Raw genomic sequence first — 10,477 nt, 5'->3', positions numbered from 1 at the left:
TCTTCGGCGGCGACGGCCGTCACGCCAAGATCGAAGGGCGTGAGTTCACCCCGACCGAACTTCGCGTAGTGCGCATGGTGCTGGAGCAGGCCTTCGTCGATTTGAAGGAAGCCTGGCAGGCGATCATGGAAGTCAATTTCGAGTACATCAACTCGGAAGTGAACCCGGCCATGGCCAACATCGTCGGCCCGAGCGAAGCCATTGTCGTGTCGACATTCCACATCGAACTCGACGGCGGTGGCGGCGATCTGCACGTGACCATGCCGTACTCGATGATCGAGCCGGTGCGCGAAATGCTCGACGCCGGTTTCCAGTCGGACCTCGACGATCAGGACGAGCGCTGGGTCAACGCCCTGCGTCAGGACGTGCTCGATGTCGACGTACCGATCGGCGCCACCGTGGCCCGCCGCCAGTTGAAACTGCGTGACATCCTGCACATGCAGCCCGGGGATGTGATCCCGGTCGAGATGCCGGAAGACATGATCATGCGCGCCAACGGCGTGCCGGCCTTCAAGGTCAAGATGGGCTCGCACAAAGGCAACCTCGCGTTGCAGGTGATCGAGCCGATCGAGCGTCGCTGAAGCGGCGTTCTTACCCCCACACATTTAGCTGAATTGTTGCCCGCCGAGGACAAATGATGAACGACGATATGAACGCCCAGGACGATCAGGCACTGGCCGATGAATGGGCTGCGGCCCTGGAAGAGACCGGTGACGGCCAGGCCGACATCGATGCGCTGCTGGCGGCCGACGCCGGTGCGTCGGGCTCCAACCGTCTGCCGATGGAAGAGTTCGGCAGCGTGCCGAAGAACAACGATCCGGTGACGCTGGACGGCCCGAACCTGGACGTGATCCTCGACATCCCGGTGTCCATCTCGATGGAAGTGGGCAGTACCGACATCAACATCCGCAACCTGCTGCAACTGAACCAGGGTTCGGTGATCGAGCTTGATCGCCTGGCCGGTGAGCCGCTGGACGTGCTGGTCAACGGCACGCTGATCGCTCACGGCGAAGTCGTAGTGGTCAACGAGAAGTTCGGCATCCGCCTGACCGACGTGATCAGCCCAAGCGAACGCATCAAGAAGCTGCGCTGAGTGAAAAGGTTTCTCTGGGTGCTGCTGGCGTTGCCTTTGGGCGTGCTGGCCGCCGAGCCGGTTGCCAGCGCCGCCGCCGCCGCGCCTGCCGCTGCCGCGCCAATGGTCAGCAGCGGCGTGGCCGGGCAATTGACGCAGTTGGTGCTGGGCCTGCTGGTGGTGTTGGGCTTGATCTTCTTCCTCGCCTGGTTACTGCGCCGTGTGCAACAGGCAGGGCCGGCGGGCAAGGGGCAGGTGATCGAGCTGATCGGTTCCCGCGCGCTCGGTCCGCGTGACCGGTTGATGCTGGTTCAGGTCGGCAACGAGCAGATTCTGCTTGGCTTGAGCCCCGGCACCATCACCGCGCTGCATGTGCTGAAGGAACCGGTGCAAGTGCCGAGCACTACCGAGAAAGCGACCCCGGAATTTGCCCAGCATCTGCTGAAAATTCTCGGCAAGGATCAGAAGGATAAGAAGTAATGGGTGCGCTTCGCATCGTCTTGACGCTGGCCCTGCTGCTGGCTGCGCCGCTGGCATTCGCCGCCGATCCGTTGTCGATCCCGGCGATCACGCTGGGCACCAACGCCGATGGCGCGCAGGAGTATTCGGTCAGCCTGCAGATTCTGCTGATCATGACTGCGCTGAGTTTCATCCCGGCGTTCGTCATGCTGATGACCAGTTTTACCCGGATCATCATTGTCTTCTCGATCCTGCGTCAGGCCCTTGGCTTGCAGCAGACACCGTCGAACCAGATCCTCACCGGTATGGCGCTGTTTCTGACCCTGTTCATCATGGCGCCGGTGTTCGATCGGGTGAACAACGATGCCTTGCAGCCGTATCTGGCGGAAAAACTCACCGCTCAGCAAGCGGTGGAAAAGGCGCAGGTGCCGATCAAGGACTTCATGCTCGCCCAGACTCGCTCCAGCGATCTTGAGCTGTTCATGCGCCTGTCCAAGCGTACCGACATCGCCACGCCCGATCAGGCGCCGCTGACAATTCTGGTGCCGGCGTTTGTGACCTCTGAGCTCAAAACCGCGTTCCAGATCGGTTTCATGATCTTCATTCCGTTCCTGATCATCGACCTGGTCGTGGCCAGTGTGCTGATGGCCATGGGTATGATGATGCTCTCGCCGCTGATCATTTCCCTGCCGTTCAAGATCATGCTGTTCGTGCTGGTGGATGGCTGGGCCCTGATCATCGGTACGCTGGCCAGCAGTTTTGGAGGTGTCTCGCCATGACGCCGGAAGTCGCGGTCGACATCTTTCGCGAAGCGCTGTGGCTGACGACCATGATGGTTGCGGTGCTGGTGATTCCGAGTCTGCTGGTCGGTCTGCTGGTGGCGATGTTCCAGGCCGCGACGCAGATCAACGAACAGACCCTGAGCTTCCTCCCGCGTCTGCTGGTGATGCTGGTTACCCTGATCGTCGCCGGCCCGTGGCTGGTGCAGACCTTCATGGAATACATCATTCAGCTGTATCACAACATTCCGATGGTCATCGGCTAAGCCATGCAATCGCTGCTTCAGCTGACCGACACCCAGATCAGTACCTGGGTGGCGACGTTCATGTTGCCGCTGTTTCGTGTGGGCGCGGTGCTGATGGTCATGCCGGTGTTCGGCACGACGCTGGTGCCCACGCGTATCCGTCTGTATTTCGCGTTGGCGATCACTGTGGTGATTGCGCCCAATCTGCCACCGATGCCGCCGGTCAATGCGCTGGATCTGAGCGGGCTGCTGCTGATTGGCGAGCAGATCCTGATTGGCGCGGTGCTGGGGTTCTCCTTGCAGCTGTTCTTTCAGGCGTTCGTGGTGGCGGGGCAGATTGTCGCGATCCAGATGGGTATGGGCTTTGCCTCGATGGTCGACCCTACCAACGGTGTGTCGGTGGCGGTGATCGGGCAGTTCTTCACCATGCTGGTGACCTTGCTGTTCTTGTCGATGAACGGCCATCTGGTGGTGTTCGAAGTCCTCACGGAAAGCTTCACCACGTTGCCCGTTGGCAGCGGCTTCATGACGACACACTATTGGGAGCTCGCCGGCAAACTCGGCTGGGTGCTCGGCGCAGCATTATTGCTGGTGCTGCCGGCGATCACGGCGTTGCTGGTGGTCAACATCGCCTTTGGTGTGATGACCCGCGCGGCGCCGCAGTTGAACATCTTCTCCATCGGTTTTCCGCTGACCCTGGTGCTCGGCCTCTTCATCGTCTGGGTCGGCCTGGCGGACATTCTCAATCAGTATCAACCGCTGGCCACCGAGGCCTTGCAGTTTTTACGCGAACTGGCACAGGCGCGCTGAGTCATGGCTGAGAGCGAAAGCGGTCAGGACAAAACAGAAGACCCCACGGAGAAGCGCAAAAAGGACTCCCGCGAAAAGGGTGAGGTCGCGCGCTCCAAAGAGCTCAACACCCTGGCCGTGATGCTGGCCGGTGCGGGTGCTCTTTTGGTGTTTGGCGGCATGCTGGCGCAGGACTTGATGGATCTGATGCGCATGAACTTCTCGCTGCCGCGCGAAGTGATCATGGATCAGCGCTCCATGGGCACTTTTCTGATGCATTCCGGCAAGCTCGCGCTGGTGGCGATTCAGCCGATCATGATTACCCTGTTGCTGGCCGCGCTGTTGGGTCCGATTGCCCTGGGCGGTTGGTTGTTTTCCGCCGGCACCATGGCACCCAAATTCAGCCGGATGAACCCCGGCGCGGGCCTCAAGCGCATGTTTTCGATGAAAGCCATCGTCGAGTTGCTGAAGGCGTTGGCCAAGTTTTTCATCGTGCTGGCCGTGGCGCTGGTGGTGTTGTCTGCGGACGTCGACGACTTGTTGCGTATCGCCCATGAGCCGCTGGATCAGGCCATCATTCACAGCGTGTTGCTGGTGGGTTGGAGCACTTTGTGGATGGCCTGCGGGTTGATCCTGATCGCGGCGGTCGACGTCCCGGTGCAGATCTGGGAGAGCATGAAAAAGCTCAAAATGACCAAGCAGGAAGTGCGTGACGAGCACAAGGATCAAGAGGGGCGGCCGGAGGTCAAACAGCGCATCCGCCAGACTCAGCGCGAAATGTCCCAGCGACGGATGATGGCGGCGATTCCCGATGCCGACGTGATCATCACCAACCCGACCCACTACGCGGTGGCACTCAAATACGACGCCGAGAAGGGTGGTGCGCCATTGCTGCTGGCCAAAGGTAGCGATTTCCTGGCGTTGAAGATTCGCGAAATCGCCGTGGCCAACAACGTCATGCTCCTCGAGTCGCCAGCGCTGGCGCGTTCGATCTACTACTCCACCGAACTCGATGAGGAAATTCCCGGCGGGCTTTATCTGGCGGTTGCCCAGGTCTTGGCCTACGTCTATCAGATCCGCCAACATCGCGCCGGCAAGGGCAAACGCCCGGATCCGCTCAAGGACGACCTGCCGATTCCGCCGGATCTGCGCCGCGATTCCTGATGCCGTTTGTCTGAAAACGGTGCATACCTGTCAACTCTGACAGGTGCGTTCGTTTTGTCTTTGCAGTTTTATGCAGGTTATACCGCGCACTTGGCGCGAGTACTCGGCACGCGCAAGGGAGCAAGACAATGAAAGGTACTTTCAGTAGCTATGACCCAAAAACCGGCAAGGGCATCATTACGCCTAAGCGCTCCGGGACTTCTTTTGCGGCCGCTACGGGCTTCTTTTTGTCGGACACAGGTTACGAGTTCAACATTCCAAAGACCGATCCAAATCGGGACAAGATCAACGTGGGCGATCCTGTGGAATTCGACGAGCCGAAAACGGCGCGAGGAAAAGCCACGAATCTGCGTCTGGGTCCGGATCGCCCTCTGAAGTAGTCTGCGGCTGATTTCTGACGCCTGCCGTCTGTCTGAAAAGCCTGCATACCTGTTAGTTCTGACAGTAGACGCCGACCTCCGGTAGCGCTCCCATGTGTTTGGGAATAATCCCACAGCGCAGAGGGTGCACTCATGACACAGCGAATCTACAAAAAGCTTGAAGGAATGACACTGGAATATGTGTCAGGGCGGCTCGAACAGCGTCCCGAGGAGCGGGCCATTCGTTACACGGTGTCCTTCGATATGGATCTGGACTTCACCCACTTCGTGCAAATGGCCAATATTTATATTCCGCGTTACCTGGATAGTCCGGTCAACGCGATTAGGCCTGAACTGGACGGCCTGGCTTATCACTATTCCTACAACTACCTGTTTTCCTCGGCGGGCAATATTCGCGATAACGAGGCGTTGTTCAAACTGTTCACCTCGCCAGACAACTACATGGATGATTGGGCCGTCAGTAATGATCTGGAGGTGCGCTATGGCAAGCCAGCTTTTGCCATTATCGGGCGCACACTGCGAATCACCGCGCACCAGGATTTCCGGTTGCTGGACGATTCACGTCAGATTGTAATCGAGGACTTGCCGGTCATTCGTTTTCAATGGGCTCTCAATCTGCTGGAAGGCCATGCTGAGGAGCCGGGGGTGACGGCGCCAATAACCAAGGTCGTGCTCATGTACGCACATGAGGATCTGGTTGAGGCTGAAGGTCTGCAAATGTTCAGGGGGACGCGATACATCAATAGCCGGCAACTCAGCTTCGGTAATATTGCTCCCAGCCAGATTTTGACGGCGCAGTAACAAGCGCTTGAAGCAAAAGATCGCAGTCTGCGGCAACTCCTACAGTTGAGATGAACCCCTGTATGAGCTGCCGAAGGCTGCGATCTGTTGATCTTGCAACCCGCGAGAATTGATCGTTCCCACGCAGAGCGTGGGAACGATCTTCAGGTCTGTGTCAGCGGGCTAGTTCGGCAACTCCAGATTGTCCAGCACCCGATTCACCGCCAGTTCCCCGAGCATGATCAGTTGCGCGATGCCCAGCAGCGTCCTGCGTTGCGAGGCGGGTATGAGATGGGCGAAGTCATTGGCGATGGTTCTTGCTGAGGCGAGAGTTTCGCAAGCGTTGGCCAAGAGTTCCTCGTTTTTGAAGTCCGCGGTGACGGCGTACATCGCGCGGGTTTTACGTGGCGGCGGCGTGGAACCGGGCGGGCAGAGATAGTGATCGAGGGCGCGGTCGGCGGCTTCGTGGAGCTTTTTCGAATCGAGGGATTCGTAGGGCGAGGTGGGATCGGTTTCGGGCGGGTTGGGTGTTGGTTTGATCATGGTGAAGCTCCTACAGGTGAGGCCACCAAAACCCGTCGCTAAACAGGAAAAGGTGGCGGCTGGACGCAGGTTAGCGAACCGGGTGTAGGCGCCCGGCAGACCCGAAGGTCTCCCGCGCACAGCCGCCATGACATCAATTGCAGGAAGAGTGCCTGCAATGGAGTTTGGAGCGCTGGTGCGCCTACATAGATCCGAGTCGCTAAACCCGATCGCTGATTGGTCAGCGACCGGACCACGATAGAGACCCGGCACAAAGCGCACAAGCCGGCGGATTCTGGCGTAGCTGTAGGCAATGGCGCAAGGATGTGTAGCCTTGGAGGCGTGTCAGAAGGTGTCTTTTAAACACCTGAGTTTAAGACGCAATTTTCGCTGACTTCACTGGCCCCTTCGCGAGCAGGCTCGCTCCCACATTTGGAATGCATTCCAATCCCGCATTTTGGTTTGTATTTCATTCCATATTTGGAATGCGGTTCCCTGTGGGAGCGAGCCTGCTCGCGAAAGGGCCAGCCCAATCAGCAAAAAATTCCCCGCCAACCCGCTCTATTTCATTCCCCGGCAAAAGTTGGAAGGCTTCTTGCAATAGCCGCCGTGAGCCCGCTCTGGGCGTCAAAAGTTTGCTTTAAAGGAACGGGGAAAACCGGTGGATCGCTCTCAGTTATTCAACACTGCTCGCACTAATGTTGCCGACCTCAGTCGAGGCAATCTGGGCGTGCCGTTGTTGCTGCTGGTCATGCTGGCAATGATGATGTTGCCGATCCCGCCGTTCCTGCTGGACGTGTTTTTTACCTTCAACATTGCTCTGTCGATCGTCGTCCTGCTGGTCTGCGTCTACGCGCTGCGGCCGCTGGATTTTGCGGTGTTCCCGACCATTCTGCTGGTCGCGACATTGCTGAGGCTGGCGTTGAACGTGGCGTCGACGCGGGTGGTGATGCTCCACGGGCAGGACGGCCACGCCGCCGCCGGTAAGGTGATCCAGGCCTTTGGTGAAGTGGTGATCGGCGGTAACTACGTGGTCGGTATCGTGGTCTTCGCGATCCTGATGATCATCAACTTCGTTGTGGTGACCAAGGGTGCCGGGCGGATTTCCGAGGTGAGCGCACGTTTCACCCTCGATGCAATGCCTGGCAAACAAATGGCCATCGACGCCGACCTCAACGCCGGCCTGATCGACCAGAACCAAGCCAAGTCGCGCCGTCAGGAAGTCGCCCAAGAGGCCGAGTTCTACGGTTCGATGGACGGTGCCAGCAAATTCGTTCGCGGTGACGCCATCGCCGGTTTGCTGATTCTGTTCATCAACCTCATCGGCGGCATGGCTGTCGGTATCTTCCAGCACAACATGACCTTCGCCGACGCCGGCAAGGTTTACGCCTTGCTGACCATTGGTGACGGTTTGGTGGCGCAATTGCCATCACTGTTGTTATCAACAGCGGCAGCGATCATGGTGACCCGTGCTTCCGGTTCGGAAGACATGGGCAAACAGATCAACCGTCAGATGTTCGCCTCGCCGAAAGCGCTGGCAGTGGCTGCTGGTTTGATGGCGGTCATGGGCCTGGTGCCGGGCATGCCGCACTTCTCGTTCCTGAGCATGGCTGCACTGGCCGCCGGTGGCGCGTATCTGTTCTGGAAGAAGCAAAACGTCGTCAAGGTGCAGGCGTTGCAAGAGGTCAAGCGTCAGCAGGAACTGCTGCCGTCGCCGGCCCGCGCCATGGAAACCAAGGAGCTTGGCTGGGACGACGTGACCCCGATCGACATGATCGGCCTGGAAGTCGGTTATCGCCTGATTCCGCTGGTGGACCGCAATCAGGGCGGACAATTGCTGGCGCGGATCAAGGGCGTGCGCAAGAAGCTCTCGCAGGATCTGGGCTTCCTGATGCCCACTGTGCACATTCGTGACAACCTCGATCTGGCGCCGAGCGCCTATCGCCTGACCCTGATGGGCGTGATCCTTGCTGAAGCCGAGATCTACCCGGATCGCGAACTGGCGATCAACCCGGGCCAGGTCTACGGCACGCTCAACGGCATCAACGCCAAAGATCCGGCTTTCGGTCTGGAGGCGGTGTGGATCGAAATCAGCCAGCGGGCGCAGGCGCAATCCCTTGGTTACACCGTGGTTGATGCGAGCACTGTGGTCGCGACCCACTTGAACCAGATTTTGTACAAGCATTCCAGTGAGCTGATTGGGCACGAGGAAGTGCAGCAACTCATGCAATTGCTGGCCAAAAGCTCGCCGAAACTGGCCGAAGAGCTGGTGCCGGGTGTGGTCTCGCTGTCGCAACTGCTCAAAGTGTTGCAGGCGCTGCTGGCCGAACACGTGCCGGTACGCGATATCCGCAGCATTGCCGAAGCTATCGCTAACAACGCCGCGAAGAGTCAAGATACCGCCGCGCTGGTGGCCGCCGTGCGGGTCGGCGTATCGCGCGCCATCGTCCAAAGCATTGTAGGCACTGAGTCCGAGCTGCCTGTGATCACATTGGAACCAAGGTTGGAACAAATATTGCTCAATAGTCTGCAGAAGGCAGGACAAGGCTCGGAAGAGGGCGTTCTGCTGGAGCCAAGCATGGCCGAGAAGCTGCAACGGTCGCTCATCGAAGCGGCGCAGCGTCAGGAAATGCAAGGTCAGCCGGTGATCCTGTTGGTAGCAGGCCCGATTCGCGCGATGCTTTCGCGCTTCGGTCGCCTCGCCGTTCCTGGGCTGCACGTGCTGGCCTACCAGGAAATCCCGGACAACAAGCAAGTGACGATCGTTGCGACAGTAGGGCCCAACGGCTGAGGTAGTGGTTTATGCAAGTTAAGCGTTTTTTCGCCGCCGATATGCGTCAGGCCATGAAGCTGGTTCGTGATGAGCTGGGCGCTGATGCCGCCATCATTGGCAACCGCCGCATTGCCGGCGGCGTCGAGCTGACGGCGGCGCTGGATTACAAACTGTCGGCGCTGGCGCCACGGGTTCCGAACATGGAACTTGAGGATGAACTGCGCAAGACCCAGTCGCGTATCGTCACTGCACAAGCCGAACTGAGCCTGCGTGGCGAAGCCGACGGCAATAGCAATCGCCAGATCTTTGCCGGGCTGCCGTTGACCGCTGGCCTGCCGCTGACTGCCGCCGAACCGTTGAGCGAGCCGACTTACGCTGCGCCAGCGCGTCCAGCCCCGGCACCTGCGCAATCGTCTGGCGGTGTTGATCCGCGTGCACTGGATTCGATGCGTTTTGAATTGAACAGCCTGCGCGAGCTGATGGAAGTCCAGCTCGGCACCCTGGCCTGGAATCAGCTGCAAGGCAGCCGTCCGGCGCAAGCCAACCTGTATCGCCGTCTGCAACGGATCGGTCTGTCCGGCCCGTTGTCGCGCGACTTGCTGGCGATGATCACCGATATCGAAGAACCTCGTCAGGCCTGGCGCATGTTGCTGGCGCACCTGGCGCGGATGATTGCCGTACCGGAAGTCGAGCCGCTGGAAGAGGGCGGTGTGATTGCGATGGTCGGCCCTGCCGGCATGGGCAAGACCACCACGCTGGCCAAGCTTGCTGCGCGCTATGTGCTCAAATACGGCGCGCAGAACGTCGCGCTGGTGAGCATGGACAGTTTCCGCATCGGCGCTCAGGAACAACTGAAGACCCTGGGCCGGATTCTCAACGTGCCGGTAACCCACGTCGATCCGGGCCAGTCGCTGGTCCAGGCGCTGGATCCGCTGCTGCGCAAACGCGTGGTGCTGATCGATACCGCCGGCCTGCAAGCCAGCGATCCGGCACTGCGCATGCAGCTCGAAAGCCTGGCCGGTCGTGGCATTCGTTCAAAAAATTATCTGGTCTTGGCAACCACCAGCCAGAAACAGGTTCTAACCGCCGCTTATCACAGTTACAAGCGTTGCGGGCTCGCCGGGTGCATCCTGACTAAACTGGATGAAACGGCCAGCCTTGGCGAAGTGTTGAGCCTGGCGATCAGTCATGAATTGCCGGTCGCGTACCTGACCGATGGCCCACGGATTCCGGATGATTTGCATCTGCCGCGCCGTCATCAACTGGTCAGCCGCGCCGTCAGCGTGCAAATGCAGGAAGAACCCAGCGAAGAAGCCATGGCTGACATGTTCGCTGATATCTATCACAGCCCGACCAAGCAGGTAGGCTGAGGTATTCATGAACAGTTTTTGTACCTACATCGATGGTCTGCCGCGCATTGTTCCGGTTGTGAACGCGCAGCCAGTAATGTGGCCTCCGTCTATGCAAGACAAGGTAAAGAAATAACATGGGCAGCATGCATCCCGTACAGGTGA

General features: G+C 59.1%; 12 protein-coding genes. 11 read left to right on the top strand and 1 reads right to left on the bottom strand.

Features of this window, described 5'->3' with window-relative positions; genetic code table 11:
- From ACIOVB_RS24980 to ACIOVB_RS24940, 9 genes are all read left to right on the top strand, one after another.
- Positions 1 to 581: FliM/FliN family flagellar motor switch protein (locus ACIOVB_RS24980; RefSeq protein ID WP_401271982.1), on the top strand; the 581-nt coding region annotated here is incomplete at its 5' end.
- A gap of 56 nt (positions 582 to 637) precedes the next feature.
- Positions 638 to 1,093 (top strand): flagellar motor switch protein FliN, encoded by a 456-nt coding sequence (gene fliN, locus ACIOVB_RS24975; RefSeq protein ID WP_123533702.1) that lies wholly within the window; start codon positions 638 to 640, stop codon positions 1,091 to 1,093.
- Positions 1,094 to 1,552 carry a flagellar biosynthetic protein FliO gene (gene fliO / locus ACIOVB_RS24970; protein WP_401271981.1) on the top strand — a complete coding sequence of 153 codons (459 nt, stop codon included), beginning with the start codon at positions 1,094 to 1,096 and terminating at the stop codon, positions 1,550 to 1,552.
- On the top strand, positions 1,552 to 2,310 hold the full coding sequence (gene fliP, locus ACIOVB_RS24965) for a flagellar type III secretion system pore protein FliP (protein WP_123465773.1): 759 nt from the start codon (positions 1,552 to 1,554) through the stop codon (positions 2,308 to 2,310). Before fliO ends, fliP begins: the two co-directional genes overlap by 1 nt.
- Positions 2,307 to 2,576: a flagellar biosynthesis protein FliQ gene (gene fliQ, locus ACIOVB_RS24960; protein WP_008077662.1), complete on the top strand. Its 270-nt coding sequence runs from the start codon at positions 2,307 to 2,309 to the stop codon at positions 2,574 to 2,576. The genes fliP and fliQ overlap by 4 nt, the downstream gene beginning before the upstream one ends.
- A gap of 3 nt (positions 2,577 to 2,579) precedes the next feature.
- Positions 2,580 to 3,365, top strand: a complete 786-nt coding sequence (fliR, locus tag ACIOVB_RS24955; RefSeq protein ID WP_187677387.1) for a flagellar biosynthetic protein FliR — start codon at positions 2,580 to 2,582, stop codon at positions 3,363 to 3,365.
- Between the two features lie 3 nt (positions 3,366 to 3,368).
- Positions 3,369 to 4,508, top strand: a complete 1,140-nt coding sequence (gene flhB / locus ACIOVB_RS24950) for a flagellar biosynthesis protein FlhB (protein WP_305442064.1) — start codon at positions 3,369 to 3,371, stop codon at positions 4,506 to 4,508.
- A gap of 128 nt (positions 4,509 to 4,636) precedes the next feature.
- Positions 4,637 to 4,888 (top strand): hypothetical protein, encoded by a 252-nt coding sequence (locus ACIOVB_RS24945; RefSeq protein ID WP_401271980.1) that lies wholly within the window; start codon positions 4,637 to 4,639, stop codon positions 4,886 to 4,888.
- A gap of 132 nt (positions 4,889 to 5,020) precedes the next feature.
- Complete coding sequence (locus tag ACIOVB_RS24940) at positions 5,021 to 5,689, top strand: hypothetical protein (RefSeq protein WP_401271979.1); 669 nt, start codon at positions 5,021 to 5,023, stop codon at positions 5,687 to 5,689.
- A 162-nt stretch (positions 5,690 to 5,851) separates the two neighbouring features.
- On the opposite strand, the gene ACIOVB_RS24935 is transcribed toward ACIOVB_RS24940, so the two are convergent.
- On the bottom strand, positions 5,852 to 6,211 hold the full coding sequence (locus ACIOVB_RS24935; protein ID WP_401271978.1) for a DUF6124 family protein: 360 nt from the start codon (positions 6,209 to 6,211) through the stop codon (positions 5,852 to 5,854).
- A 640-nt stretch (positions 6,212 to 6,851) separates the two neighbouring features.
- Between ACIOVB_RS24935 and flhA the strand changes: the two genes are divergently transcribed.
- Entirely contained in the window at positions 6,852 to 8,981 is a 2,130-nt protein-coding gene (gene flhA, locus ACIOVB_RS24930) for a flagellar biosynthesis protein FlhA (protein WP_187677392.1), read from the top strand.
- 11 nt (positions 8,982 to 8,992) lie between these two features.
- Positions 8,993 to 10,333, top strand: a complete 1,341-nt coding sequence (gene flhF, locus ACIOVB_RS24925) for a flagellar biosynthesis protein FlhF (protein ID WP_008077677.1) — start codon at positions 8,993 to 8,995, stop codon at positions 10,331 to 10,333.
- Positions 10,334 to 10,477 lie beyond the last annotated feature (144 nt).

It is taken from the genome of Pseudomonas sp. NPDC087639, assembly GCF_044743385.1.
In the GTDB taxonomy this organism is placed as follows: Bacteria; Pseudomonadota; Gammaproteobacteria; order Pseudomonadales; family Pseudomonadaceae; genus Aquipseudomonas.
Note: the sequence above shows the minus strand (reverse complement) of the source record. Positions and strands in the feature narration are given on the sequence as shown.